The organism is Nocardiopsis ansamitocini, from assembly GCF_030268225.1.
Lineage (GTDB): Bacteria > Actinomycetota > Actinomycetes > Streptosporangiales > Streptosporangiaceae > Nocardiopsis_D > Nocardiopsis_D ansamitocini.
Genome location: NZ_BSQG01000001.1, coordinates 740,991 through 766,703, shown reverse-complemented (window position 1 = coordinate 766,703; position 25,713 = coordinate 740,991). Strand labels below are relative to the sequence as shown.

Below are 25,713 nucleotides of genomic sequence, written 5' to 3'. Positions count from 1 at the left end.
ATGGGCGGGTGAGCCTCTACCGCGACGAGGGCATAGTCCTTCGCACCCAGAAACTGGGCGAGGCCGACCGCATCGTGACCCTGCTGACCCGGCGTACCGGGTTGGTCCGCGCGGTCGGCAAGGGTGTCCGGCGCACCAAGTCGCGCTTCGGCGCCAGGCTGGAGCCCTTCAGCCACGTCGATCTCCAGCTGCATGTCGGGCGGACCCTGGACGTCGTCACCCAGGCGGACAGCCTGCACGCCTACGGCGGTCTGCTGGTCGTCGACTACGCCCGCTACACAGCGGGCACCGCGATGCTGGAGACCGCGGAGAAGATCGTGGTCGTGGAGAAGGATCCCTCGCTACGGCAGTTCCTGCTGCTGCTGGGCGGCCTGCGCACGCTCGCCGAAGGCGAGCACGATCCGCGGCTGGTACTGGACGCCTACCTCTTGCGCTCGCTCGCCGTGGCCGGCTACGCACCGGCACTGGAAGAATGTGCCCGTTGCGGTTCGCAAGGGGGGCACCGCAACTTCGCGGTGCATGCTGGGGGAATGGTGTGTTCGCTCTGCCGGCCCGCGGGGTCCGCCACCCCCTCGCCCGACTCGATCGCGCTGATGCTGGCGCTGCTGCGCGGCGACTGGGCGGCCGCTGACGCGAGTGCCGACCGCAACCGCAGTGAGTGCAGCGGCCTGGTGGCCGCCTATCTCCAGTGGCACCTGGAGAACGGAATCCGATCTTTGCGCCTTGTGGAGCGTACGTGAGCCTGTACAACGCCTTCTCGTCCAAGCAGGCCCCGCGACAGTTCGTCGCGCCGGTGCCGCATCCCAGTGGCGTTCAGCCGCCGGAGTTGCCCAAGGAGCTGGTGCCCAAGCACGTGGCCATCGTCATGGACGGCAACGGCCGCTGGGCCAAGGAGCGGGGCCTGCCCCGAACGGAAGGGCACAAAGCCGGTGAGAGTTCCCTGTTCGACGTCATAGAGGGGGCCCTGGAACTGGGTGTCTCCTACCTGTCCGCCTACGCCTTCTCCACCGAGAACTGGAAGCGTTCGCCCGAGGAGGTGCGCTTCCTGATGGGCTTCAACCGCCATGTCATCCGCAGCCGTCGTGACGAGTTGCACGCGCGCGGAGTCCGGGTGCGCTGGTCGGGACGGCGTGGACGGCTTTGGAAGAGCGTCATCAGCGAACTCGAGGATGCAGAGGAGCTGACCCGCGACAACACCGCGCTCACCCTGCAGTTCTGTGTGAACTACGGGGGCAGGGCCGAGATCGCCGACGCCGCGGCCGCGATCGCCCGCGACGCCGCAGCAGGAAAACTCAATCCGGACAAGGTCAACGAAGCGACCCTCGCCAAGTACCTGTATAAAACCGACATCCCTGACGTCGACCTTTTCGTGCGCTCCTCGGGCGAACAGCGTTTCTCCAACTTCCTGCTCTGGCAGTCGGCCTACTCGGAGTTCGTCTTCCTCGACACGCTCTGGCCCGACTTCGACCGCCGTCACTTCTGGCACGCCTGTGAGATCTATGCCAGCCGGGATCGCCGCTACGGCGGTGCGATACCCAACCCGGTGGAGCCCGCGGCCTCCGGGGCGGCCCCCGAGAAGGGGGTCTGATGCGCCCGCTGGAACCCGCCGCCCCGGTCGACTATGTTGCGATCGGCGACAGTTTCACCGAAGGCGTGGGGGACTGGTACCCCGATGGCACCGCGCGCGGGTGGGCGGACCGGTTCGCCGGACATCTCGCCGACCAGGGGCGGGAAGTGCGCTACGCCAATCTCGCGGTGCGCGGCAAGCTGCTGCGCCAGGTCATGCGCGATCAGCTGCCGGCCGCGGTCGGGCTACGTCCAACTCTGGTGTCCTTCAGTGCAGGAGGCAACGATCTGCTGCGCCCCAGCGGCAACCCCGATCTCCTGGCCGCGGTCCTGGAGGAGGGGGTGCGCCGGCTTCGGGAGGCGGGAGCCGAAGTGGTTCTGTTCACCGGGGTGAACGTGTCACGCGGCTATATGTCGGGGTTGGTCGGACGGTTCGCCCGGTACTACCTCAACATCCGTTCGATCGCCGACCGCCACGACTGTCACCTGGTCGACCAGTGGTCCATGCCGGTTCTCTCCGCCGCGTCGGTCTGGGACACCGACCGATTGCACATGTCGTCCGAAGGGCATCGTCGCCTGGCGCTGCGGGTCGCGGAAGTCGTGGGGGTGCCCACAGAGCGGTGTTGGGACGAACCGTTGCCCGAGGTGCAGCCCGTGGAGTGGAGGGTCGCGCGTCGGGCGGACGCCCGCTGGGCGCGGGAGTTCCTGGTGCCGTGGGTGGGGCGCCGCCTGACCGGACGATCCTCGGGCGACACGCTCGACGCCAAGCGTCCCGACCTGGAGAAGTTCCTGCCCGGAGGGTAGGTGAGCTCTGCATCACAATGGGCCGCGAACCCAAAACCTACTGTCGCGTAACCATGGACGGTCGGTGCATCATCGTCTACCATGAGCGGTTTTCACAACGGGCATGACATCGTTTCCTATGTCGCCCTCGGTGACAGTTTCACCGAGGGTCTCAGCGACCCCCATCCCGACGGTGGTTTCCGCGGGTGGGCGGACCGGTTCGCCGAGCATCTCGCCGACCAGGGGCGGGAAGTGCGCTACGCCAATCTCGCGGTGCGCGGCAAGCTGTTGCGCCAGATTCTGGCCGATCAGCTTCCGCGCGCCGTCGAGCTCGCTCCGGACCTGGTGACGATCTGCGCTGGCGGCAACGACCTGATCCGGCCGGGTGCGGATCCCGACGTGCTCGCAGAAATCTTCGAGGACGGTATTGGGCAACTGCGTGCCACCGGTGCCGACGTCATCATCTTCACGGGTTTCGACATCGGGTTCCAGCCGGTCATGCGTCACCTGCGCGGACGCATCGCGACCTACAACATGCACCTGCGCGGTATCGCCGATGCCCATGGCTGCCAGGTCGTCGACCTGTGGAGCATGAAGATCTTCCAGGACCGTCAGGCGTGGGACTGGGATCGCCTGCATCTGTCGACCGAGGGGCACCGCAGGCTCGCACTCAAGGTGTGTGCGGCGGTGGGGGCCGAGGCGGGGGAGGACTGGAACGAGCCGTGGCCCGGCGCCGAGCCGATGCACTGGCGTGCGGCCCGCCAGGATGACCTGCACTGGGCGCGGGAGTTCCTGGTGCCCTGGATCCACCGCCGGCTGACCGGACGTTCCTCCGGTGACGGCTTGGGTCCCAAACGGCCCAACCTGGAGCGTCTCGGTCAGCGCCCCGGATAACCGGAGCCGGCGCCCGAGGGGCGCGGGCCGGTCGGATTCAGTTCGGCCGGGCGACGACCTCGCGGAGTTTGCCGGACTCGACCTCGTAGACGAAACCGCGGATGGAGTCCTTGCGCGGGATCGACGGGTCGGCCTCGATTCGCCTGATCGACTGCAGGACATTGGCCTCCACGTCGGTGAACGCCTCGGCGGCCCAGTCGGGTTTGATTCCGGTCTCCTGCTCGATCTCCCGTTTGAAGTCGTCGTCGGTGAAGGTCAGCATCCCGCATGCGGTGTGCTGGATCAGGATGATCTCCTCCGTCCCCAACAGTCGCTGGCTGATCGCGAGGCTGCGTCGTTCGTCGGCGGTGATGACTCCGCCCGCGTTGCGGATGATATGGGCGTCGCCCTCGGCCAGTCCGAGAAGTGCGTAAGGATTGAGCCGCGCGTCCATGCAGGCCACGACGGCGAGTTTCTTTGCCGGGGGCAGGGCGAGGTCTCCCAAGTCGAAGTTCTGCGCGTAGTCTGCCGCGTTGGCGAGTAGTTCGTCGGTCACGCTCATGACGACACCCCATTTCCTTGTCACATGGCTGGTGGTAGTCGAATGAATCCGGAGAGTGTTCATTCGTGGGCTGAGTCTAACCATTAACCGACGAAACAGGTAGGGATATCGAGGGGCGGGGCCTGCGCTACGTTCCCAGCTTGATGGAGGGGAGACGTGAGACGGCCCCTCCGCGGATCGTGCGGAGGGGCCGTCTGCGGCTGTTCGGATGGCGAGGGCCCAGCCCCTAGGCGTGGACCCCGGCCCGTGCGCACTCCGTGCAGGTGCCAAACACCTCGACGGTGTGGGTCAGGTCCACGAACCCGTGTTTGGCGGCCAGGCCCTCGGCCCAGTCCTCCACAGCGGGTCCCTCGATCTCCACGGCCTTGCCGCAGGAACGGCAGACCAGGTGGTGGTGGTGCTCGTCGGTCAGACAGGCGCGGTAGACCGCCTCCCCGTCGTCGGTACGCAGCACATCGACCTCGCCCGCGTCACTGAGCGCCTGGAGCGCCCGGTAGACGGTCGTGAGGCCGATCTTCGATCCTTCGGCTCGTAGTGCCGCGTACAGGTCCTGGGCACTGCGAAAGCCGATGCTGTCGTTCAGTGCCTGCCGCACGGTCTCGCGACGTGTGCTCATGTCGGTACACTCCCCGCTTCTGTCCGGGAAATCGTACCCACGGACACGGTCGGCCGCGCATCGCGGCCGTGCCTGCCGCGCCGGACACGCAGCATCTGCCCCACGCCGATGGCGACGCCGAACACGGCGAGCGCGATCAGCACGATGGAGGCCCCGGGGGCGGTGTCGGTGTAGTAGGCGGTGGACAGTCCGCCCACTGCCGAGAGGACGCCGATCACCATGGCCAGCCCCATGGTCACCCGGAAACTCCTGGTCAGCTGCTGAGCGGCGGCCACCGGCACCACCATCAAGGCGCTCACCAGCAGCACGCCCACCACCCGCATCGAGATGACCACGGTCAGGGCTGCCGTCACCGCGATCACCATGCTCAGGAACCGCACCGGCAGACCGTGGGTGCGCGCCACCTCCTCGTCCTGGCAGAGCACGAACAGTTCACGGCCGAAGTAGGCCATCAAACCGAGTACGAGTACGGCCAACCCGACCATCACGTACACGTCCTGCTCGCTGACGGTGACCACGGAGCCGAACAGGAAACTGGTCAGGTTGCCGACGTTGGAACCCGGCGCCAGTCCGATGAGGAGAACGCCTCCGGCGATCCCGCCGTAGAACAGCAGTGCCAGTGCGACGTCGCCACTGGTGCGGGCGCGCACACGCACCAGTTCGATCAGGATCGCTCCCGCTGAGGAGACGATCAACGCGGTCAGTACTTCGGAGGTCCCGGTCAGGATGCCCAGCGCGACCCCCGTCAGCGCGACATGTCCGATCCCGTCGCCGAGCAGGGCCAGTTTGCGCTGCACCATGAAGGTGCCGATCGCCGGTGCGACCAGGCCGACCAGCGCGGCCGAGATCAACGCGCGGATCATGAAATCGATGGTGAAGAGCTCAATCACGGCGGGGGACCTCAAGGACCGGGACGGCCGGGGCGCTGCGCCCGGCGTCGGCGTGCGGGTGGACGTGGTCATGGCCGGGGCGGGCGCAGTCGCCCTGAGGGCTGAGGGGAAAGCCGTCATGGGCGATCTCGCCGTCGTCCAGCGTGACGGCGCGGTCGATGAGGGAGGCCAGCGGGCCCAGCTCGTGCAGGACCACCACGACGGTCGCCCCGCGCGCGGACAGCTGTCCGATGGTGGTGGCCAGTGCCTCCTGGTTGGTGGCGTCCACTCCGGCCATCGGTTCGTCCATGACGAAGGTGTCGGGCTCGGCTGCCAGGGCGCGTGCGATGAGCACCCGCTGCTGTTGGCCGCCGGAGAGTTCGTGAACCGAGTCCCCCGCGCGCTCGGTCAGTCCCACGGAGGCCAACGCCCGGTTGACGGCCGCGCGGTCGGCGGCGGTGGGCAGACGGAATCGGCGCCTCCGGGCGACCTGCCCGGAGGAGACGACCTCGCGCACGGTGGCGGGCACCCCGCCCCCGGCGGAGAGGCGCTGGGGGACGTAGCCGACCCTGGCCCAATCCCGGAAGCGCCGGAGCGGGCGCCCGTGTACCTCGATCGAACCCGAGCCGAGGTTCACCAAGCCCAGCATCGCGCGCAGCAGGGTGGACTTGCCCGACCCGTTGGCGCCGACGATGGCGACGGTCTCACCCGCGTCGATCGTCAAAGAGACCCCGCGCAACACGGGAACGCGGTCGTACTCGACGACGGCGTCGCGCACCGTGAAGGCGGGGGAGCGCTCGAAGCCGCTCACAGCGGCGAGGTTCTGGGCGGGTAGAGCGTCTGTAGACACTTCACCAGTCTAAGAAAACGAAAACGGTTGTCAAAATAGACCGCTTTGTAGTATGCCCAGACCGAGCAGTGTCGCCGCCACGATGCAGCGCATCGCTCGCTCCGAGCGTTGGAGCCGCGGCCAGCCGAGGAAGGTGAGCCACGCGAAGAACGCCGCGATGAGCCCCAAGAGCAGTGCACCGGCGACTCCGGCCAGCATCAGCCCGGAGAAGAACACCCCGACCATCGCCACGGGCAGTACCCACCTGGGTGCGTTGTGCAGGACCAGGAGCGGCACGGCGCTGCGCTTCTCGATCGCGCGGCGCAGCGGTGAGGCGCCGGGGGTGTAAAGCGTCGTTCCGGGCGGCAACGGCCGTTCGGACGGTCCTTCCCGATCGGGCTTCTCGCGTTTGGGGGACACCCGACTCCTCCAGGGGGTTCGGCGCTAAACGGTCGGTAAAGCCTACTCAAGCGTACGGCGGCGCTTTTGGCCGTCCATCACGGTCGCCTGGTTTCCGGCCGCTGCCATGATGCGCCTGATGCGTTCGGGGGAGTTCATCCGGCGTTCGTACTCCGAGGGTGTTGCGCCGCCGCCCATGGCTACGCGCGGGTTGCGAAAAACTGCCGGGCCCGGGGTGGTGTCCATCCCGGAGAAGTGCAACTCCTCGGCCTTGCTGCGAGCGATGATCGTTGCCGCGTTGTCCTCGTTCACCCCGCTGCCGGGCATGACGACGATCCTGCCCGCGGCCTGCCCGATCAGTTCGGCCAGCAGTTCGACGCCCTCCAGCGCGGTCGCCTCCTGCCCGGAGGTGAGCACCCGCTCCACGCCCAGTTCGATCAGTGTCTCCAGGCCGCCACGGGGGTCAACGGTCATGTCGAAGGCCCGGTGAAAGGTGACGGTCAACGGGCCGGCCGCGTCCAGCAGGCGTGCGGTGACCGGGACATCGATCTCGCCCTCGGGGGTCAGGGCGCCGATCACCACGCCATGGACCCCCTCTCGGCGGAACTCCAGGATGTCCTGCTCCATCGCCGCGACCTCGTGGTCGTCGTAGATGAAGTCCCCGCCCCTGGGGCGGATGATCGGCAGTACGCCGAGGTCGGGAGCTGCAGCCAGTGCCGCACGCACCGTCCCCAGCGTCGGGGTCAACCCGCCCGCCACCAGTGCCGAGCACAGCTCGACCCGGTCGGCTCCGGCCTGTCCGGCGATGACGGTGCCGGCCACACTCTCCGTGCAGACCTCGAAGCGCAATGACATGGGCGGGACTCCTCGAATGGAAGGAAAAGTGGTTCGTACCGGTATAGACCACTGAAGATTTTGGCGGTAGACCGGCTCGGACGCCACCGGTCCGTGCCACGATGGGGGCGTGATCGTCATCACCAGACACACCGTTGCCCCCGAGGACGCAGACGACTTCGTGGCGCGTGCCGCCGCGGCGCTGGATGCGCTCGCCAGGCGACCCGGTTATCAGTCGGGCTCGATGGCGCGTGCCGTCGACGAGCCGGAGCTGTGGACCGTCGTCACCGAGTGGGAAGGGCCCGGCTTCTACCGCAGGGCTCTCTCGAACTTCGATGTCAAGATCGCCGCGGTTCCGCTCCTGTCGACCGCCCACGACGAGGCGAGCGCGTTCGAAGTGGTGTCGCGCAGACCCGCCGACGGTTAATTGCTTTCACGTCGCCGCAACCGGGCGTACCGTCGAAGAGGAGCGCGAGAGGCGGACCCGGACGTATTCCCGTTCGGGCACGTCAACGCCGACAGGTCCAATAGGCTTGGCGCTCACCCTTTTCAATCGAGCATCGCGCCTTCTACGCGATCCGCCGACCGCCAGCCGGATGGAGAGTCAATCAACCATGGCCGCCAAGTCAGAGGCAATGGACACCCTGGTCAATCTCGCCAAACGCCGGGGTCTGGTCTACCCGTCCAGTGAGATCTACGGGGGTCTGCGCGCCTCTTGGGACTACGGCCCGCTGGGCGTGGAGCTGAAGAACAACGTCAAGCGCCAGTGGTGGCGTTCGATGGTCCAGGAGCGCGACGACATCGTGGGCCTCGACTCCAGCGTCATCCTGGCGCGTGAGGTCTGGGAGGCGTCCGGCCACATCACCGCCTTCGTGGACCCGCTGACCGAGTGCCAGTCCTGCCACAAGCGTTTCCGGGCCGACCACCTCGTCGAGGCCTATCAGGAGAAGCACGGCAAGGAGCCCGCGGGCGGCCTCGCCGACCTCAACTGCCCCAACTGCGGTGCCAAGAGCTCCTTCACCGAGCCGAGGATGTTCAACGGCCTGCTGCGCACCTACCTGGGCCCGATCCAGGACGAGAGCGGCCTGGCCTTCCTGCGCCCCGAGACCGCGCAGGGCATCTTCATCAACTACAAGAACGTCGAGCAGTCCGCACGGCGCAAGATCCCGTTCGGGATCGGCCAGGTCGGCAAGTCCTTCCGCAACGAGATCACGCCCGGGAACTTCATCTTCCGCACGCGTGAGTTCGAGCAGATGGAGATGGAGTACTTCGTCAAGCCCGGCTCCGACGAGGAATGGCACCAGTACTGGATCGACACCCGGTTCCAGTGGTACACGGACCTGGGCATCAACAAGGACAACCTGCGGCTCTTCGAGCACCCGCAGGAGAAGTTGTCGCACTACTCCAAGCGGACCGTGGACATCGAGTACCGGTTCAACTTCATCGGCAGCGAGTGGGGAGAACTGGAGGGAATCGCCAACCGCACCGACTACGACCTGAAGACGCACTCCGAGAAGTCGGGCACCGATCTCTCGTTCTTCGACCAGGAGAGCAAGGAGCGCTACATCCCCTACGTGATCGAGCCGGCCGCAGGTGTGGACCGCGCGCTGCTCACGTTCATGCTCGACGCCTACTCCGAGGACGAGGCCCCCAACGCCAAGGGCAAGCTGGAGAAGCGCGCCGTCATGCGGTTGGACCCGCGGTTGTCGCCGGTCAAGGCGGCGGTGCTGCCGCTGTCGCGCAACACCGACCTCTCGCCCAAGGCCCGCGACCTCTCGGCCGCGTTGCGCAAGCGGTGGAACGTGGAATTCGACGATGCCGGCGCGATCGGGCGCCGCTACCGCCGCCAGGACGAGATCGGCACCCCGTTCTGCGTCACGGTCGACTTCGACACCCTTGAGGACGACGCCGTGACCGTTCGCGAGCGCGACACCATGAGCCAGGAGCGCGTCGCCCTGGACCAGGTCGAGCGTTACCTCTGGGAGCGCCTGCCCGGCTGCTGAGGCATCGGTCGGAGACCGCGAAACGGGCCGCGAAGCAACTGCTTCGCGGCCCGTCGTGTTCGGTGTGGAGGCGGCCGGCTCCGGGGGGAATGAGGTGCTCCGGCCGCCTCGCGTGGCCGGTCCGGTGAACGGTCCGACCAGGCACCAACCTAGTGAGATAGCACTCATTCGTTCGGTGTTTTGTCCGTTGAGTCCGACCTCGTAAGTCAATCGTGACTAATGCCGCGAAGCGGTCAGCTCGATGGTGACGTTCCGTGCAGATGACGTCAGCCCACCGTGTAGACCACGAAGGACACCGCGATGTAGTGGCAGACGAAGGCCGCGATCGTCAGTGAATGGAAGATCTCGTGGAAGCCGAACCAGCGCGGCGCCGGGTTGGGCCATTTGAGTCCGTAGACGACCGCTCCAAGGCTGTAGAGGACGCCGCCGACCAGGATCAGGATCCAGGTCGCGGGGTGGGTGCCACCCACCAGTTGCGGGATGAACAGCACCGCGACCCAGCCGATGGCCAGGTAGAGGGCGGTGGACAGCCAGCGCGGGGCGTTCAGCCAGAACATTTTGAACAGCACGCCAGCCGTGGCGCCGCCCCAGATCACGGTCATCATCGCGGTGCGCAGCCCGCCGCCGAGCACCAGAAGCACGAACGGCGTGTAGGTTCCCGCGATGATCAGATAGATGTTGGCGTGGTCCATTCGCCGCAGTACCGCTACGGCCCGGTTGGACCATCGGCCCACGTGGTAGATCGCCGATGTGCTGAACAGCAGTACTGAGCTGATCGCGTAGATGGCGCTGGCCAACCGGGACAACCCAGTGGGGGCCAGCGAGACCAGGACGACTCCTGCCGCCAGGGCAAGGGGTGCGGTGCCCAGGTGCAGCCAGCCGCGCAGTCGGGGTTTGACCGCTTCCAGGAAGTCGGCTGCGGCCGAGCCTGCCTTGGCGACGGGGTCTCCCGTGCTTGCGTCGGAGTCGCTGCGTCCGTGTGGGCGCCGCTCCTCGTTGGCCTGCTCCACTGACACGTTCGTCTCCGTCATTTCGCTGTATGGCGGCCGCCGACGGCGACCGGTGGATGAGCCGGAATGCCCGGCTCTCTGGTGAAACTCTACCTACGCAACCGTAGGTTACTTGAAGGTAGGGATGTGGCGCTCGGCACATTCCGATGTTCGGGGTGCCGTATTGGACCAATGCTGCCGAGGGTGGGGCGGCCGAAAAATCTTTATCCCATTCGAGCAGCGGTTATTGAAGTCCTCGGGGCTGTCGGAGTGCCCGTGGCGGCTGTCCGGGCACGAAAATCACTGGACCATTGGTCTAGTCCAAATTAATGTCGCTGACCTGCAAAAACGCTTAAATTGCGCCGTGGTTAGCTGTGTTGCTCTGCACGCTCGGGTAGAGTCGCGCCAGTTCGAGGTCAAGCGGCCGTGAAAAGGAGCCACCCGTGCCCAAGTACGTCTTCGACTTCACCGAGGGCAACAAGGACCTCAAGGACCTGCTCGGCGGCAAAGGCGCCAACCTGGCGGAGATGACCAACCTCGGGCTGCCCGTGCCCCCGGGATTCACCATCACCACCGAAGCGTGTCGGCACTACCTGAAACACCAGGCCCTGCCCCAGGGCCTCGACGCCCAGATCGACGAGAAGCTCGCTGCGCTGGAAGCCGCGATGGGCAAGCGGCTCGGCCAGACCGACGACCCGCTGTTGGTGAGCGTGCGTTCGGGGGCGAAGTTCTCCATGCCCGGCATGATGGAGACCGTCCTCAACATCGGCCTCAACGACGAGTCGGTCGAGGGGCTGGCAGCGCAGGCCGGCGAAGCCCGGTTCGCCTGGGACTCCTACCGCCGCCTGATCCAGATGTTCGGCAAGACCGTCCAGGACATCGACGGCGAGCTCTTCGAGGACGCCATCGAGGAGGCCAAACAGCACAAGGGCGTCAGCGACGACCTCGACCTCGACGCCGGCGACTTCAAGGCACTCGTGCAGACCTTCAAGAAAATCGTGCGCGACGCGACCGGCAAGGAGTTCCCGGCCGATCCCCGTGAGCAGATGAAGCAGGCCATCCGGGCGGTCTTCGACTCCTGGAACGCGCCGCGCGCCATCCTCTACCGCCGCCAGGAGCGCATCCCCACCGACCTGGGGACCGCGGTCAACATCTGCTCCATGGTCTTCGGCAACCTCGGTATGAGCTCGGGGACCGGTGTGGCCTTCACCCGCGACCCCGCCTCCGGTCAGCAGGGCGTCTACGGCGACTACCTGCAAAACGCCCAGGGCGAGGACGTGGTGGCCGGGATCCGCAACACGGTCCCCCTGGGAGACCTCGAACGGATCGACCCCGCTTCCTACGCCGCACTCATGGACATCATGGAGACGCTGGAGACGCACTACCGCGATCTGTGCGACATCGAATTCACCATCGAGCGCGGCAAGCTGTGGATGCTGCAGACCCGCGTCGGCAAGCGCACCGCCGCCGCGGCCTTCCGCATCGCCAACCAGCTCATCGACCAGGGCCTCATCACCCTGGACGAGGCCGTCTCCCGGGTGACCGGCGACCAACTCGCCCAGTTGATGTTCCCCCGGTTCGATTACGCGGCCAAACGCCACCGGCTGGGCCACGGGATGAACGCCTCCCCGGGGGCGGCCGTCGGCCGGGCCGTCTTCGACTCCTACACCGCGATCAAGTGGTCGCGCAGCGGCGAGGACGTCATCCTGTGCCGCCGCGAGACCAACCCCGACGACCTGGAGGGGATGATCGCCGCCCAAGGCATCCTCACCAGCCGTGGCGGCAAGACCTCCCATGCCGCCGTCGTCGCCCGCGGCATGGGAAAAACCTGTGTCTGCGGTGCCGAGGAACTCGACATCGACACCAAGAACCGCCGCCTGGTCGCCCCCGGGGGAGAGGTCATCGAAGAGGGCGACGTCATCTCGATCGACGGCACCAGCGGCGCTGTCTTCCTCGGCGAGGTCCCGGTCGTCTCCTCACCGGTCGTGCGCTACTTCGACGGCGAGATCGACCCCGCTTCGGACCAGGCCGACGACCTCGTGCGCGCGGTGCACCGGTTCATGCAGTACTCCGACGCCGCTCGTCGGATGAACGTGCGCGCCAACGCCGACACCCCCGAGGACGCCGCGCGCGCCCGCCGGATGGGCGCGCAGGGCATCGGACTGTGCCGCACCGAGCACATGTTCCTGGGCGATCGCCGGGCGCTTGTGGAGCGGCTCATCCTGGCCGATACCGACAAGGAGCGGGAGGAGGCGCTGGCAACCCTGCTGCCGATGCAGCGCGAGGACTTCGTCGGCATCTTCGCAGCAATGGACGGACTGCCCGTCACCGTACGCCTGCTCGACCCGCCCCTGCACGAGTTCCTCCCCGACATCACCGAACTGTCGGTACGTGTGGCCGTCGCCGAGGCCCGCGGGGAAGAGCACGAGGGCGACCTGCGCATGCTCCAGGCGGTTCACCGCCTCCACGAGCAGAACCCGATGCTCGGCCTGCGCGGCGTGCGTCTGGGCCTGGTCGTGCCCGGACTGTTCACCATGCAGGTCCGCGCGATCGCCCAGGCCGCGGCCGAGCGCATCAGGGAGGGAGGGCGGCCGCGACCCGAGATCATGATCCCGCTGGTGGGGACCGTCCAGGAGCTGGAGATCGTCCGAGACGAGTCGATCAAGGTGATGCGGGAGGTCGGAGAGGAAGCCGGAGTCGAGCTGGATTTCCCGGTCGGCACCATGATCGAACTGCCGCGCGCCGCATTGACCGCCGGGCAGATCGCCGAGAGCGCCGCCTTCTTCTCCTTCGGTACCAATGACCTCACCCAGACGGTCTGGGGGTTCTCCCGCGACGACGTCGAAGCGTCGTTCTTCTCCAACTACCTGGAGAAGGGCGTATTCGGGGTCTCTCCGTTCGAATCGTTGGACGTCGACGGAGTCGGACGGCTGATCACGCTGGCGGTCCAGGAGGGGCGGGAGGCACGCCCCGGTATCAAGCTCGGCGTCTGCGGTGAGCACGGTGGCGACCCGGCCTCGGTGCACTTCTTTCACCAAGCCGGTCTGGACTACGTGTCCTGTTCTCCGTTCCGGGTGCCCGTGGCCCGCCTGGAGTCGGGGCGCGCGGCCAGACGCTGACACGGCGTCGGCCGAGCCCGCCCGGGCGACGATTTCGGCGGACCCGGTGCACCACCGGGTCCGCCGCCCGACTGTGGCAGTCAATACAGGACAAACGGGTTATCTCGTTGTGACCTTCTCGTAGTATTGGCAATCGAGGAGCGAAAAACAGCAGACCCGTCCGAGTGCGCCCCGGTTCCGTTTCCCGAGGACCGTGCCGGCTCCGGTGCTCCTTATGCGCTGCGCCTCCGGAGGTCGCTATCGTTTCGCGCAGACAGGGTCCGTTGTCGATCGTTGAGGAGGTCGCGGGTGCGCATGACCGGGGATGGCCGCGAGGGGGAGGGCCGTCAGGCCCCAGGCGCCGCCGCGTCCCATGACGAGGTGACCCAGGTCTTCACCAGGGCCGACAACGACGCCGACGAGTCGGAGGCAGCCGACCCGGGACCAGGATCGGGTTCCGACACCTTCAGCCGGTCGCCAGATCGCGCACACGCGCAGACCTTCACCCGTCCTGCCGGGTTCGGCAGGGCCGCCGATGTGCAGGAACCGCGAGCCCTGACCGAGCCTTTCGGCCATAACGACCGTGCTACCCGCACCATGGACCGTCCGGTCCGAGACGACCCGAGACCGGGGCGGGAACGTTCCGAGGGCGTCACCCAGACCATGCGCCGCGCCTCTGTCGCGGAACCACTGGACGACTTCTTCGACGACGATGACGACGATGACGACGCGGGTGCAAGCACGCGCCGACGCACCCCTGCCCGCCGGCGCCGACGCCGTTCTCCTGCCGCACTGGTGCTGGTCCTGTTGATGCTGACCGCGGTCATGGTTCCGGTCGGTACCTGGGGCTGGGTCTGGTATACCGCACGCCAGGACGACCGCCCGGTCTCCGACGCGATCGTCGTCCTGGGGGCCAGCCAGTACAACGGCACTCCCTCACCCGTCTTCGAGGCCAGGCTCAGCCACGCCGCCGAACTCTACGGAGACGGCGTCGCCCCCGCCATCGTCACTGTCGGCGGCAAGCAGCCCGGCGACAATTTCACCGAGGGCGAGAGCGGCCGAAACTGGCTCATGGAGGCAGGGATCCCCGGCGACCAGATCGTCGCGATCGGCGACGGCAGCGACACCCTGCAGAGCCTCGAACTCGTCTCCGATGTCTTCCGTGAGCGTGGATGGGGCACCGCCGTCATCGTCAGCGACCCGTGGCACTCGCTGCGCTCCCGCAAGATGGCCGAGGACTTCGGCATCGAGTCGGCGACCTCACCGGCCCGTTCCGGTCCCGCCGTGCGCGAGCGCGACACCCAATTGCGCTACATCACCCGGGAAACCGTCTCGCTGTGGCATTACTGGATCTTCGGAGAGAGCGCCACGGTCCGGGTCGACGCCGTCTGACCCCGCCCAGGTCCGCTCGTCCCTGCGATCACCGGCCGGCCGAAGAGCCCGGACATCCTTGCGGCCCAGTGCCCGCCCACGAGCGGGCACGGCGCCGACGCCACGGTGGGGCACGTCATATGCGCTTTCGTTGCCGGAATTGCTTAAAGTCGGATGGACCATGACAGTCAATACCGTCGTCCCCACCAGCGCCTACACCGACTTCGACCGGGAGCGATGGGCTCCCGAACCGCCCAAGAGCCGTTCGCGCAGCACGTTCGAGCGGGATCGGGCCCGAGTCCTGCACAGTTTCGCGCTGCGCAGACTCGCCGCCAAAACCCAGGTCGTCCAGCCCGGCGCCAGCGATTTTCCCCGCACCCGGCTCACCCATTCACTCGAGTGCGCCCAGATCGGCCGTGAACTCGGCCAAGGGCTCGGCTGCGATCCCGACCTCGTAGAGGCGGCATGCCTGGCCCACGACCTCGGTCACCCGCCCTTCGGTCACAACGGGGAGACCGCACTGGACGTGGCGGCCCGTTCCTGCGGCGGATTCGAGGGCAACGCCCAGAGCCTGCGCCTCCTCACCCGGTTGGAGGGCAAGGTCGCTACCGCCGACGGGCGAAGCGCAGGGTTGAACCTGACCCGTGCCACCCTGGACGCGACCCTCAAGTACCCGTGGGAGCGCGGCTGCGGGCCCCGGACCCACAAGTTCAACGCCTATGCCGACGACGCCGACGTCTTCGCCTGGGCGCGCGAGGGCGCGCCGGCGGGCCGCTCCTGCTTCGAGGCGCAGATCATGGACTGGGCCGACGACGTCGCCTACTCCGTGCACGACCTGGAGGACGGTCTCTACGCCGGGCTGATCAGCCTGGACGCCTTGCACAGCCCGGTCGAACGGGTCGAGGTCGTGGCCATGGCCGCGAAACGCTATTGCGACGCCGACCCAGCAGAACTGTCGGAGGTCTTCGAGCACCTGCTCACCCGGTCCTTCTGGCCGGCTTCCTACGACGGCGACCTCACCTCCCTGGCGGCACTGAAGAACCTGACCAGCCAGCTGATCGGTCGCTTCTGCCGTGCCGCGGAGCAGGCGACCCGTGCTGCCTACGGACCGGAGCCGCTGACCCGTTACGCCGCCGAACTGGTGGTGCCCCGCCGCCAGCTCCTGGAGTGCGCCCTGCTCAAGGCCCTTGCCGCCCACTACGTGATGGCGCGCTCGGAGGCCCAGGCCTACCAGGCCCGCGAGCGTGAGGTGATCGCCGAACTGGTGTCGGCGATACGTCTGGGTGCCCCCGCGACGCTGGACACGCCTTTTCGCGCCGACTACGCCGCCGCCCGCGACGACGCCGCGGCCCTGCGAGTCGTCATTGACCAGGTATCCGCCCTGACCGACACCTCAGCCCTCGCCTGGCACGCCCGACTACTGAGCTGAATCCGGCGGCAAGAGACGTGCGCCACTCCCTTGACCCCCCATTGTGTTAGCGCTAACAATGTAGCTCACGTCACAGCAGAGTGCGTGACGTGTCACATGGGGGAGTGGTGGGGCCATGTCGTCGGCCAGCAGCAGGGAGCCGGTCATGGCCGACGTGGCCAGACTCGCGGGGGTCTCGCACCAGACGGTGTCGCGCGTCCTCAACTCCCATCCCAATGTCAAGCCGGCCACTCGGACCCGGGTCCTGGTCGCGATCGAGGAGTTGGGCTACCGCCGCAACTCCTCGGCCCGCGCCCTGGTCACCCGCCGGACCAGCGTCATCGGGGTCGTCGCCTTCGACCTCACCCTTTACGGGCCCGCGCGCACGCTCGCCGGGATCGAGCAGGCGGCCCGCGCACAGGGATATTTCCTCAGCATGGTCGGTCTCCAGGGCGTCACCCGTGAGGCGATGCGCGAGGCCATGGACTATCTCGCCCAGCAGTCCGCCGAAGGGTGCATCGTCATCGCCCCCCAGCGCATCGTCGTCGACGCACTCGCCGAGCTCGCCTTTCCCCTGCCGGTGGTGGCGGTGGAAGGAGGGGAGGCGCCCGGACTTCCCGTGGTCTGCGTCGACCAGCGAGGAGGTGCGCGCGACGTCGTGCGGCACCTGCTGGCGCAAGGGCGCCATCGCACCGTCCACCATCTCGCCGGCCCGCTGGGCTGGCTCGAGGCGGAGGGGCGGGTGCTGGGTTGGCGTCAGGCGCTGGAGGAGGCCGGGCGCCCGGTTCCCGAGCCCGTCTACGGCGACTGGAGTTCACGCTCGGGTTACACGCTCGGTGCGCAACTGGCAGCCGATCCCGACGTCAGCGCGTTGTTCGTCGCCAACGACCAGATGGCGTTGGGAGTCCTGCGGGCGCTTGCCGAAGCGGGGCGGCGGGTGCCCGAGGACGTCAGCGTCGCAGGGTTCGACGACATCCCCGAGGCAGAGTTCTTCACCCCGCCCCTGACCACCGTCTTCCAGGATTTCGCCGAGGTCGGCCGGCGCAGCATCAACCTCCTGCTCGACCGTATCGAGGCGCCCCGTTCCACCGAGCCTCCCGCCTCCGACATCGTTCCCGCCCGGCTGATCGCCCGGGCCAGCGCCCCGTGAATCGCCCCTGACCAGGATGCCCTGACCTTTCGGTGCCCTACCGAGGAGCCAACCGTGAACCTGAATGTTAGCGTTAACATTTCATCTTCCTGCGTGGTGGGAATCGACTTCGGGACGCTCTCGGGCAGGGCCGTCGTCGTGCGCGCCAGTGACGGCACCCACCTGGGCGAGGCCGTCCACGCCTACTCCAACGGAGTCGTCGAGACGACCCTGCCCGGAGCGGTCACCGCCCTGGCACCCGACACTGCCCTCCAAGTCCCCGACGACTACCGCGACGTCCTGCGCAGAGCCGTCCCGGAGGCGTTGGCGACAGCAGGGGTCCCCGCACACAGTGTCGTCGGCATCGGGGTGGACTTCACCGCATGCACCGTGCTTCCCACCACCGCTGACGGCACACCGCTGGCCGAACTCCCCGACCTCGCCGCCCGCCCGCACGCCTACCCCAAGCTCTGGAAGCACCACGCCGCCCAGCCCCAGGCCGACCAGATCACCACCCTGGCCCGCGAACGCGGCGAGCCCTGGCTGGCCCGCTACGGCGGCAAGATCTCCGCGGAATGGCAGTTCGCCAAGGCCCTCCAGGTGCTCCAGGAGGACCCCGAGGTCTACGACCGTGCCGAACGCTGGATCGAGGCCGCCGACTGGATCGTGTGGCAGCTGTGCGGACACGAGACGCGCAACATCAGCACCGCCGGCTACAAGGGCATCCACCAGGACGGTGCCTATCCCGACCGCGACTTCCTGGCCGCGCTGCACCCCCGCTTCGCCGACTTCGCCCGGGACAAGCTCGAACACCCCATCTCCCAACTGGGGGAACGCGCTGGGGGACTCACCGCCCGTGCAGCAGCCTGGACCGGACTTCCCGAAGGGATCGCGGTCGCGGTCGGCAACATCGACGCCCACGCCACGGCTGCCGCCGCCCAGACGGTCGAACCGGGCCGCATGCTCGCGGTCATGGGCACCAGCACCTGCCACCTCGTCAACTCCGAGTCCCTGGCCGAGGTCCCGGGCATGTGCGGTGCCGTGCGCGACGGCATCATCCCCGGTCTGTGGGGCTACGAGGCCGGCCAGAGCGGGGTCGGCGACATCTTCGCCTGGTTCACGCGCACCGGAGTCCCCGGCGACTACGCACAGGAAGCGGCCGCCCAGGGGCTCTCCGCCCACGAACTGCTCGCCGCAAGGGCCGCCGACCAGCCCGTCGGCGGGCACGGACTCGTCGCGCTGGACTGGCACAGCGGCAACCGTTCGGTCCTGGTCGACCACGGCCTCTCCGGGGTGATCGCCGGTCTGACCCTGGCCACCCGCCCGGAGGAGATCTACCGTGCCCTCGTCGAAGCCACGGCGTTCGGTACCCGCACCATCGTGGAGACCTGTGAGCGCAACGGGGTGCCCGTCCACGACATCACCGTCGCCGGCGGCCTGGTCGCCAGCCCCTTCGTCATGGGGATCTACGCAGACGTCCTACGCAGGCCCCTGCACGCCACCGACTCCGACCAAGGGCCCGCCCTGGGCGCGGCCATCCACGCCGCGGTCGCCGCCGGCGCCCACCCCACCATCCAAAAGGCCGCCGTCGCCATGGGCCGGGTCCGCCGCGACGCTTTCACCCCCGACCCCGGCCGCGCCGACGCCTACGACGCCCTCTACGCCGTCTACACCGAACTCCACGACCACTTCGGGCGCGGCGCAAGCGACGCCCTGCACCGGCTGCGCCGCATCCGCAACGCCACTCTGGAAGGGAACCGATGAGCCGCCCAGCCGAGACCCTGCGCCGGGTGCGCGAGGAGGTCAACCGCCTGCACGCCGAACTCCTCCGCTGGGGATTGGTCGCATGGACCAGTGGAAACGTCTCGGCTCGCGTGCCAGACGCCGATCTGATGGTGATCAAACCCAGCGGACTGGGATACGCCGACCTCACCCCCGACACCATGGTCGTCACCGACCTGCACGGCACCGTCGTCGAGGGAGAGCACGCCCCCTCCAGCGACACCGCCTCCCACGCCTACGTCTACCGTGCGATGCCCCACGTCAACGGCATCGTCCACACCCATAGCCCCTACGCCACCGCCTGGGCGGCCCGCAACGAGGCCGTGCCCTGCGCGATAACCGCCATGGCCGACGAGTTCGGCGGGGAGATCCCCTTGGGGCCGTTCGCCCTCATCGGCGGAGACGAGATCGGCCGCGGCATCGTGGCCACCCTCTCCGGGCACCGCTCCCCGGCGGTCATCATGCGCGGCCACGGAGTCTTCACCATCGGCGCCGATGCCCAAGCGGCGGTCAAAGCCGCGGTCATGTGCGAGGACGTGGCCCGCACCGTGCACCTGGCCCGGGTGCACGGCCCCCTCCAACCGTTGCCCGAGCACCATGTCGACGCCCTCTACGAGCGCTACCAGAACGTCTACGGCCAGCACGACGACCCACAAGGAGCACGGCCATGAACCACCGCCAGCCCCGCATCGGCGTTCTCGGCATCATGCAGTCCCTCTACGACCAGATGCTCCCCGAGATCACCGAACGCCAGGCCGGATACGCGGCCGACGTCGCCAGGCGGTTGTCCGCCGTCGCCGATTGCACGGTCGCACCCCCGGCGCGGTCCCGGGCCGACGCCGAACGAGTCGTCCGCGACTTCGAGAACGCCGACCTCGACGGGGTGCTCGTCATCATGCTCACCTACGGCCCGTCGCTGCGCGTCACCCGGCTGTTCAGCCAGATGCGGCTGCCGGTGTGCCTGGCCAACATCCAGCCCGAACCCTCGGTCACCCCCGCCTGGGACATGGCGGACATGACCTACAACCAGGGCATCCACGGCGCACAGGACACCGCTAACGCCATGGTGCGCGCCGGACTCGCCTTCGACGTCGTCACCGAGGAATGGGACACCGATGCGTTCGCCGAGCGCGTGGGCCGCTGGGCACGAGCCGCCCGCGCGCTCACCGCCTGGCGGCGCCTGCGTGTAGGCGTCTTCGGGTACGCGATGAACGGAATGGGCGACGCCCGCTTCGACGAGAGCGCGCTCATCCGTGCGCTCGGCCCCGAGGTGCACGTCATCGCCCCGGGCGAACTGCACCGCACCATGGGCGAACTGCCCGACGACGTCGTCACCGAACTCCTTGACTGGGAGGACGGACGCTTCGAAGTGGACCCCCGCCTGACCAAGGAGGAGCGCCAGGACCACGCCCGCCTCCAACTGGGAATCGAACACCTTCTCACCGCCTACGGCTGTGAGGCCTACTCCACGCACTTCGACGCCATCGGCGAGGACGGCCGCTTCACCCGGCTCCCCATGGCGGCGGCCTCGACCCTCATGGCCAAGGGGTACGGGTTCGCCGGTGAAGGCGATGTGCTCGCCGCATCCGTCGTCCACGCCGGGGCGAGGCTGTGCGGGGACGGCCACTTCACCGAGATGTACGCCATGGACTTCCCCACCGACTCCATCCTCATGAGCCACATGGGGGAGGGGAACTGGAAGGTCGCCCGCGACGACGAACCGGTCCGCCTCATCAAACGGCCGCTGGGAATCGGCGACCTCGACGACCCGCCGACCATCGTGTTCCGCGTCCGGCCCGGACCCGCGACACTCGCCTCCCTCGTCGCGCTGGGCGGTGAGCGCTTCCGCCTGGTCGTCAGCGAGGGCGAGGTCCTGGACAGCCCGCCCCTGCCCGCTTTGGAGATGCCCTACGGGCAGTTCCGGCCCGAAACCGGGGTGCGCGCCTGTATGAACGCCTGGCTGCGCGCCGGGGGCACCCACCACATGGTGATGAACCTGGGCCACCGCGCCGCCGACTGGGAGGTGTTCTGCACCCTGGCCGGCATCGAGTTCCACCGCGTATGACCAGCCAACCGCCCACTCCCGGCAGTACACCCCCTCCTGCCGACTCCTGACTTCTTTGCCCACTCCTCGCTCCGCCCTCCGGAGCCCCCCTTACAGAGGTGCTGACATGAAGAAGACCACGGCTTTCGCGGCCCTGCTGCTGAGCGCCTGCCTGACCCTCTCCTCCTGCGCAGTGGGCGACGCCGCCCGCTCGGAGGGCGAGAACGGTACGGCCGGGATCGCCATGCCGACAAAGTCCTCCGAGCGCTGGGTCAACGACGGCGCCAACATAGTCGCCGAGTTCGAAGAACTGGGCTACGCCGCAGACCTCCAGTACGCCGAGGACGTGGTGGAGAACCAGATCTCCCAGATCGAGAACATGATCACCAAGGGCGTCGACGTCCTCGTCATCGCCCCCATCGACGCCGGGGCCCTCAGCGACGTCCTCGAACAGGCCGACAGCGCCGACATCCCGGTGATCTCCTACGACCGGCTGATCCTCGGCAGCGAGCACGTGGACTACTACGCCACCTTCGACAACTTCCAGGTCGGAGTGCTGCAGGGCACCTACATCGAAGAGCGGCTGAACCTGGCCGGAGAAGAAGGGCCCTTCACCATCGAGCTCTTCGGCGGCTCACCCGACGACAACAACGCCTACTTCTTCTACGACGGTGCCATGTCGGTCCTGCGCCCCTACATCGACGAAGGCGTACTCGAAGTGCGCAGCGGTCAGACCACCATGGAGCAGATCGCCACCCTGCGCTGGGACGGCGCAGCCGCCCAAGCCCGGATGGACAACCTCATCGGCGCCAACTACAGCGAAGACGACCTCGACGCCGTGCTCTCCCCCTACGACGGCATCAGCATCGGCGTCATCTCCGCCCTCAAGAGCTCCGGCTACGGAACCGACGCCAAACCCATGCCGATCATCACCGGCCAGGACGCCGAGGTCGCCTCGGTCAAGTCGATCATCGCCGGCGAGCAGACTCAGACCGTCTTCAAGGACCTCCGCGAACTCGCCGCCACCGCCGCCACCATGGCCGACGCCATCGTCAGCGGAACGGAACCCGAGGTCAACGACACCGAGACCTACGACAACGGCGTCAAGATCGTTCCCTCCTACCTCTTGGAACCGGTGTCGGTGGACACCGACAACTACGAGTCGGTGCTCCTCGACAGCGGCTACTACACCGAGGACGCGCTGGCGGGCTGAACCGCTGCCCGGCGAGGAGACCGACAATGACCGACCACATCCTGCGCATGAGCGCCATCACCAAGGAGTTCCCCGGGGTCATGGCCCTGGCAGACGTGGACCTGGAGGTGGAACGGGGCGAGATCCACGCCCTGATGGGGGAGAACGGCGCCGGCAAGTCCACCCTGATGAAGGTGCTCAGCGGGGTCTACCCGCACGGCTCCTACACCGGCGACATCCTGGTCGACGACAAGGTCTGCGCGTTCGACGGGATCAAGGACAGCGAAGCCGCGGGCATCGTCATCATCCACCAGGAGCTGGCGCTCATCCCGCAGCTCTCGATCGCCGAGAACATCTTTCTCGGCAACGAGCGGGCCCGGCGCGGCGTCATCGACTGGGGGCGCACCACCGGTGAGGCCACCGAACTACTGGCCAGGGTCGGGCTCGACGCCGATCCGTCGATGCCGGTGGCCGCACTCGGGGTCGGCGGCCAGCAACTCGTGGAGATCGCCAAGGCGCTGTCCAAACGGGTGCGTCTGCTGATCCTGGACGAGCCCACCTCCGCGCTCAACGCCCGCGACAGCGACACCCTCCTCGCCCTGCTCGACGGATTGCGCGAGCACGGCATCACCTCCATCCTCATCTCCCACAAACTGGAGGAGATCACCCGAGTCGCCGACTCCATCACCATCCTGCGCGACGGCCGCACCATCGAGACGCTGCGCACCGACTCCGGCGAAGTCACCGAGGACCGCATCATCCGCGGCATGGTGGGACGCGACCTCGACCATCGCTTCCCCGAACGCGAAGGCGACATCGGGGAGGTCCGGTTCCGGGTGAGCGGCTGGACCGTGGACCACCCCACCCAGTCCGGACGACGAGTCGTGGAAGACGTCGGACTGGAGGTGCGCCGCGGCGAGATCGTGGGCATCGCCGGGCTGATGGGGGCCGGCCGCACCGAGTTCGCGATGAGCCTGTTCGGACGCTCCTACGGCCGCTACGTCTCCGGGCGGGTCCACCGCGACGACCAGGAGCTGCGCATCCGCGACGTCGGCGACGCAATCGCCGCCGGTATCGCCTACGTACCCGAGGACCGCAAAGAACTCGGACTCATCCTCGACGACGACATCCGCCGCAACACCACGCTGGCCGCACTGGGCAAGGTCAGCCGGCGCCGCGTCATCGACCCCGGCCAGGAGGTGGTCCTGGCGGAGGAGTCCCGCCGCCGGCTCGGCGTCAAGAGCCGCGACGTCTTCCAGGCGGCCGCCGACCTGTCCGGCGGCAACCAACAGAAGGTCGTGCTGGGCAAATGGGTCTTCACCGACCCCGAACTGCTCATCCTGGACGAGCCCACGCGCGGCATCGACGTCGGCGCCAAGTACGAGATCTACCTCATCATCCGGCGCCTCGCCGCCCAAGGGCGCAGCGTTTTGCTCATCTCCTCCGAACTCCCGGAGCTCCTGGGCATGTGCGACCGCATCTACGTGATGAACCGGGGCCGTATCACCGGACAACTGCCCCGGGAAAGCGCAGCCCAGGAGCCCCTCATGCGACTCATGACCACCGCGAGCACCCCAAGGCGTGATGCCCCGTGATTGCCCTTCGCCGCCTAATGCGCGAGAACGCCCGGCAGTACGGGATGCTGATGGCGCTCGTCGTCATCGTCGTCCTCTTCGAGATCCTCACCGGCGGGCTGCTGCTGCGCCCCCTCAACGTCACCAACCTGATCATGCAGAACAGCTACGTGCTGATCCTGGCGATCGGGATGATGATGGTCATCATCACCGGCCACATCGACCTCTCGGTGGGCTCCATCGTGGCCTTCGTCGGCGCCACCTCCGCCGTCATGCTCACCGGGTGGGGGCTGCCCACCCTCGTGGTGGTGCCACTCGCCCTGCTCATGGGCGCGCTCATCGGCGCCTGGCAGGGCTTCTGGATCGCCTACGTGCGCATCCCCGCCTTCATCGTGACCCTCGCGGGCATGCTCATCTTCCGCGGTGCCACCATGATCGTCCTGGGGGGCGAGTCCATCGGCCCGTTGCCCGACTCACTGCGCGCGCTGGGATCGGGCTACGTCCCCGACATCGTCGACGCGCCGGTGCACGTGCTCACCCTCGTCCTGGGGGTCGCGGCGGCCGCGGTACTCGTGTGGACCCAGTCGCGCAGTCGTGCCCGCTCCCTGCGCCACGGCCTGGGCACCTCGTCGGCACGGGTCTTCGCCCTCAAACAGGCGGCGCTGGTGGCCGTCGTGCTGACCTTCGCCTTCGTTCTGGCCGTCCACCGCGGCATCCCGGTGGTCGGGTTGCTGCTCCTCGCGCTGATCGTCGTCTTCTCGTTCGTCATGAACGCCACCACCATGGGGCGTCACGTCTACGCGGTGGGCGGCAACGAGAAGGCGGCGATGCTGTCGGGCGTCAAGACCAAGGAGACGACCTTCTGGGTCTTCGTGACCATGGGAGCACTCTCGGCCCTGGCCGGCCTGGTCTTCATGGCCCGCCTCAACGCCGCCACCCCGCGGGCCGGGACGATGTTCGAACTGGACGCCATCGCCGCTGCCTTCATCGGCGGGGCGTCGGCGGCCGGCGGCGTCGGTACCGTCATCGGCGCCGTCGTAGGCGCACTGGTCATGGGCGTCATGAACAACGGAATGTCGTTGATCGGCCTCGGAGTGGACTGGCAGCAGGGCATCAAGGGCCTGGTCCTGTTGGCAGCCGTCGCGTTCGACATCTACAACAAGAACCGGGTGGGCACCCGGCGCAGGAAGAACCGCGCACAGCACACCGCCCCCGACAGCGGTGAACCGGTCCCGGCGCAAGAGAAGGGCAGGGCCCCGGCGATGTGACGAGCTTGTTATCGCCCGATCATCCCGGTGAGCACCGGGAGCGGTAGGTTTTGGCCGGTCGTGCCGGGGGTTCGGCGCGACCGGTACCGCGCGGCCGCTCATGGCCCGCCGCTACCCGAACCGAGGAAAGAACCGATGGCCAAACACGCGAAGTTCGTCGTAGCCCTCCACCCGGAGGACGCCCGCCTCATCCTGCAGGAGGTGCTCACCGCCGCACGCTACCGCTACTCCTGGGAGCACCAGCAGCGCGGCCTGGCGGAGAAGGGCAGCAAGACCAAGGCGGCACTGCTCGGGGTCTTCTCCATGTACTACCCCTACTCCCTACAGATCGACCTCAACGGCGACGACACCGTCACCGTCTCGCTGTTCCAGGCCAGCACCGGGATGATGGGCGGCGCCATCGGCATCACCAAGGTGCGCAAAGAACTCGATGCGCTCGTCACCGCCACCCGCCTGGCCTATGAGGCCAAGGGCGTGCTGCGCCACCTCGACATCGGCTGAGGGCACTGAGGTCCGGGGCCGCC

Annotated in this window: 24 protein-coding genes; 17 read left to right on the top strand and 7 right to left on the bottom strand. The window is 67.9% G+C overall.

The annotated features are described in order from the left end of the window. The first annotated feature begins 8 nt into the window (after nucleotides 1-8). The 4 genes from recO (at nucleotide 9) to QSJ59_RS03485 (ending at nucleotide 3,243) form a co-directional block, all read left to right on the top strand. Nucleotides 9-740: a DNA repair protein RecO gene (gene recO / locus QSJ59_RS03500; protein WP_285757214.1), complete on the top strand. Its 732-nt coding sequence runs from the start codon at nucleotides 9-11 to the stop codon at nucleotides 738-740. After that, nucleotides 737-1,588 carry an isoprenyl transferase gene (locus tag QSJ59_RS03495; protein ID WP_285757213.1) on the top strand — a complete coding sequence of 284 codons (852 nt, stop codon included), beginning with the start codon at nucleotides 737-739 and terminating at the stop codon, nucleotides 1,586-1,588. Before recO ends, QSJ59_RS03495 begins: the two co-directional genes overlap by 4 nt. Beyond that, on the top strand, nucleotides 1,588-2,370 hold the full coding sequence (locus tag QSJ59_RS03490; RefSeq protein ID WP_285757212.1) for an SGNH/GDSL hydrolase family protein: 783 nt from the start codon (nucleotides 1,588-1,590) through the stop codon (nucleotides 2,368-2,370). The genes QSJ59_RS03495 and QSJ59_RS03490 overlap by 1 nt, the downstream gene beginning before the upstream one ends. An 81-nt stretch (nucleotides 2,371-2,451) precedes the next feature. Continuing rightward, the gene (locus QSJ59_RS03485) at nucleotides 2,452-3,243 is read left to right on the top strand and encodes an SGNH/GDSL hydrolase family protein (protein WP_285757211.1); all 792 of its coding nucleotides are present in this window, start codon (nucleotides 2,452-2,454) and stop codon (nucleotides 3,241-3,243) included. A gap of 37 nt (nucleotides 3,244-3,280) precedes the next feature. Here QSJ59_RS03485 and QSJ59_RS03480 read toward each other — a convergent pair whose 3' ends face one another. The 6 genes from QSJ59_RS03480 to QSJ59_RS03455 all read right to left on the bottom strand — a co-directional run bounded on the left by QSJ59_RS03480 (nucleotide 3,281) and on the right by QSJ59_RS03455 (nucleotide 7,352). Then, entirely contained in the window at nucleotides 3,281-3,784 is a 504-nt protein-coding gene (locus QSJ59_RS03480) for a beta-class carbonic anhydrase (protein ID WP_285757210.1), read from the bottom strand. Between the two features lie 226 nt (nucleotides 3,785-4,010). After that, a complete protein-coding gene (locus QSJ59_RS03475; protein WP_285757209.1) occupies nucleotides 4,011-4,400 on the bottom strand; it encodes a Fur family transcriptional regulator in 390 nt (129 codons plus the stop codon). Then, complete coding sequence (locus QSJ59_RS03470) at nucleotides 4,397-5,290, bottom strand: metal ABC transporter permease (protein ID WP_432707412.1); 894 nt, start codon at nucleotides 5,288-5,290, stop codon at nucleotides 4,397-4,399. The genes QSJ59_RS03475 and QSJ59_RS03470 overlap by 4 nt, the downstream gene beginning before the upstream one ends. After that, nucleotides 5,283-6,119, bottom strand: coding sequence for a metal ABC transporter ATP-binding protein (locus QSJ59_RS03465; RefSeq protein ID WP_285757208.1), 837 nt, complete (start codon nucleotides 6,117-6,119; stop codon nucleotides 5,283-5,285). Before QSJ59_RS03465 ends, QSJ59_RS03470 begins: the two co-directional genes overlap by 8 nt. A gap of 30 nt (nucleotides 6,120-6,149) precedes the next feature. Next, nucleotides 6,150-6,518 carry a DUF6703 family protein gene (locus tag QSJ59_RS03460; RefSeq protein WP_285757207.1) on the bottom strand — a complete coding sequence of 123 codons (369 nt, stop codon included), beginning with the start codon at nucleotides 6,516-6,518 and terminating at the stop codon, nucleotides 6,150-6,152. Nucleotides 6,519-6,560: 42 nt separating this feature from the next. Next, entirely contained in the window at nucleotides 6,561-7,352 is a 792-nt protein-coding gene (locus tag QSJ59_RS03455; protein ID WP_285757206.1) for a copper homeostasis protein CutC, read from the bottom strand. 109 nt (nucleotides 7,353-7,461) lie between these two features. Here QSJ59_RS03455 and QSJ59_RS03450 point away from each other — a divergent pair, with 109 nt between their 5' ends. Together QSJ59_RS03450 and QSJ59_RS03445 are read left to right on the top strand one after the other, a co-directional pair. Beyond that, on the top strand, nucleotides 7,462-7,758 hold the full coding sequence (locus QSJ59_RS03450) for an antibiotic biosynthesis monooxygenase family protein (protein WP_285757205.1): 297 nt from the start codon (nucleotides 7,462-7,464) through the stop codon (nucleotides 7,756-7,758). Nucleotides 7,759-7,945: 187 nt separating this feature from the next. Continuing rightward, complete coding sequence (locus QSJ59_RS03445; protein WP_285757204.1) at nucleotides 7,946-9,334, top strand: glycine--tRNA ligase; 1,389 nt, start codon at nucleotides 7,946-7,948, stop codon at nucleotides 9,332-9,334. 266 nt (nucleotides 9,335-9,600) lie between these two features. Here QSJ59_RS03445 and trhA read toward each other — a convergent pair whose 3' ends face one another. Next, complete coding sequence (trhA, locus tag QSJ59_RS03440; protein ID WP_285757202.1) at nucleotides 9,601-10,365, bottom strand: PAQR family membrane homeostasis protein TrhA; 765 nt, start codon at nucleotides 10,363-10,365, stop codon at nucleotides 9,601-9,603. A 401-nt stretch (nucleotides 10,366-10,766) separates the two neighbouring features. Between trhA and ppdK the strand changes: the two genes are divergently transcribed. The 11 genes from ppdK to QSJ59_RS03385 all read left to right on the top strand — a co-directional run bounded on the left by ppdK (nucleotide 10,767) and on the right by QSJ59_RS03385 (nucleotide 25,690). Then, on the top strand, nucleotides 10,767-13,442 hold the full coding sequence (gene ppdK, locus QSJ59_RS03435) for a pyruvate, phosphate dikinase (RefSeq protein WP_285757201.1): 2,676 nt from the start codon (nucleotides 10,767-10,769) through the stop codon (nucleotides 13,440-13,442). Between the two features lie 294 nt (nucleotides 13,443-13,736). Then, the gene (locus QSJ59_RS03430) at nucleotides 13,737-14,813 is read left to right on the top strand and encodes a YdcF family protein (protein ID WP_285757200.1); all 1,077 of its coding nucleotides are present in this window, start codon (nucleotides 13,737-13,739) and stop codon (nucleotides 14,811-14,813) included. Between the two features lie 160 nt (nucleotides 14,814-14,973). Continuing rightward, the gene (locus QSJ59_RS03425) at nucleotides 14,974-16,221 is read left to right on the top strand and encodes a deoxyguanosinetriphosphate triphosphohydrolase (protein WP_285757199.1); all 1,248 of its coding nucleotides are present in this window, start codon (nucleotides 14,974-14,976) and stop codon (nucleotides 16,219-16,221) included. A gap of 115 nt (nucleotides 16,222-16,336) precedes the next feature. Continuing rightward, the gene (locus QSJ59_RS03420) at nucleotides 16,337-17,350 is read left to right on the top strand and encodes a LacI family DNA-binding transcriptional regulator (RefSeq protein ID WP_285757198.1); all 1,014 of its coding nucleotides are present in this window, start codon (nucleotides 16,337-16,339) and stop codon (nucleotides 17,348-17,350) included. A 93-nt stretch (nucleotides 17,351-17,443) separates the two neighbouring features. After that, entirely contained in the window at nucleotides 17,444-19,093 is a 1,650-nt protein-coding gene (gene araB / locus QSJ59_RS03415) for a ribulokinase (protein WP_285757197.1), read from the top strand. Further along, on the top strand, nucleotides 19,090-19,782 hold the full coding sequence (locus QSJ59_RS03410) for an L-ribulose-5-phosphate 4-epimerase (RefSeq protein ID WP_285757196.1): 693 nt from the start codon (nucleotides 19,090-19,092) through the stop codon (nucleotides 19,780-19,782). Before araB ends, QSJ59_RS03410 begins: the two co-directional genes overlap by 4 nt. Continuing rightward, complete coding sequence (locus QSJ59_RS03405; protein WP_285757195.1) at nucleotides 19,779-21,176, top strand: L-fucose/L-arabinose isomerase family protein; 1,398 nt, start codon at nucleotides 19,779-19,781, stop codon at nucleotides 21,174-21,176. The genes QSJ59_RS03410 and QSJ59_RS03405 overlap by 4 nt, the downstream gene beginning before the upstream one ends. 106 nt (nucleotides 21,177-21,282) lie before the next feature. Then, entirely contained in the window at nucleotides 21,283-22,368 is a 1,086-nt protein-coding gene (chvE, locus tag QSJ59_RS03400) for a multiple monosaccharide ABC transporter substrate-binding protein (protein ID WP_285757194.1), read from the top strand. 26 nt (nucleotides 22,369-22,394) lie between these two features. Further along, on the top strand, nucleotides 22,395-23,942 hold the full coding sequence (gene mmsA / locus QSJ59_RS03395; protein WP_285757193.1) for a multiple monosaccharide ABC transporter ATP-binding protein: 1,548 nt from the start codon (nucleotides 22,395-22,397) through the stop codon (nucleotides 23,940-23,942). Nucleotides 23,943-23,959: 17 nt separating this feature from the next. Beyond that, nucleotides 23,960-25,189, top strand: coding sequence for a multiple monosaccharide ABC transporter permease (gene mmsB / locus QSJ59_RS03390; protein WP_285757192.1), 1,230 nt, complete (start codon nucleotides 23,960-23,962; stop codon nucleotides 25,187-25,189). A 135-nt stretch (nucleotides 25,190-25,324) separates the two neighbouring features. Beyond that, a complete protein-coding gene (locus tag QSJ59_RS03385; RefSeq protein WP_285757191.1) occupies nucleotides 25,325-25,690 on the top strand; it encodes a hypothetical protein in 366 nt (121 codons plus the stop codon). Nucleotides 25,691-25,713: the final 23 nt, after the last annotated feature.

Excerpts from the sequence above, each read along its gene's own strand:
- QSJ59_RS03490 (WP_285757212.1), top strand. The coding sequence starts at position 1,588 with ATGCGCCCGCTGGAACCCGCCGCCCCGGTCGACTATGTTGCGATCGGC.
- QSJ59_RS03485 (WP_285757211.1), top strand. The coding sequence starts at position 2,452 with ATGAGCGGTTTTCACAACGGGCATGACATCGTTTCCTATGTCGCCCTC.
- QSJ59_RS03480 (WP_285757210.1), bottom strand. The coding sequence starts at position 3,784 with ATGAGCGTGACCGACGAACTACTCGCCAACGCGGCAGACTACGCGCAG.
- QSJ59_RS03475 (WP_285757209.1), bottom strand. The coding sequence starts at position 4,400 with ATGAGCACACGTCGCGAGACCGTGCGGCAGGCACTGAACGACAGCATC.
- QSJ59_RS03455 (WP_285757206.1), bottom strand. The coding sequence starts at position 7,352 with ATGTCATTGCGCTTCGAGGTCTGCACGGAGAGTGTGGCCGGCACCGTC.
- QSJ59_RS03445 (WP_285757204.1), top strand. The coding sequence starts at position 7,946 with ATGGCCGCCAAGTCAGAGGCAATGGACACCCTGGTCAATCTCGCCAAA.
- trhA (WP_285757202.1), bottom strand. The coding sequence starts at position 10,365 with ATGACGGAGACGAACGTGTCAGTGGAGCAGGCCAACGAGGAGCGGCGC.
- QSJ59_RS03430 (WP_285757200.1), top strand. The coding sequence starts at position 13,737 with ATGACCGGGGATGGCCGCGAGGGGGAGGGCCGTCAGGCCCCAGGCGCC.
- QSJ59_RS03425 (WP_285757199.1), top strand. The coding sequence starts at position 14,974 with ATGACAGTCAATACCGTCGTCCCCACCAGCGCCTACACCGACTTCGAC.
- QSJ59_RS03420 (WP_285757198.1), top strand. The coding sequence starts at position 16,337 with ATGTCGTCGGCCAGCAGCAGGGAGCCGGTCATGGCCGACGTGGCCAGA.
- QSJ59_RS03410 (WP_285757196.1), top strand. The coding sequence starts at position 19,090 with ATGAGCCGCCCAGCCGAGACCCTGCGCCGGGTGCGCGAGGAGGTCAAC.
- QSJ59_RS03405 (WP_285757195.1), top strand. The coding sequence starts at position 19,779 with ATGAACCACCGCCAGCCCCGCATCGGCGTTCTCGGCATCATGCAGTCC.
- chvE (WP_285757194.1), top strand. The coding sequence starts at position 21,283 with ATGAAGAAGACCACGGCTTTCGCGGCCCTGCTGCTGAGCGCCTGCCTG.
- mmsA (WP_285757193.1), top strand. The coding sequence starts at position 22,395 with ATGACCGACCACATCCTGCGCATGAGCGCCATCACCAAGGAGTTCCCC.
- mmsB (WP_285757192.1), top strand. The coding sequence starts at position 23,960 with ATGCGCGAGAACGCCCGGCAGTACGGGATGCTGATGGCGCTCGTCGTC.
- QSJ59_RS03385 (WP_285757191.1), top strand. The coding sequence starts at position 25,325 with ATGGCCAAACACGCGAAGTTCGTCGTAGCCCTCCACCCGGAGGACGCC.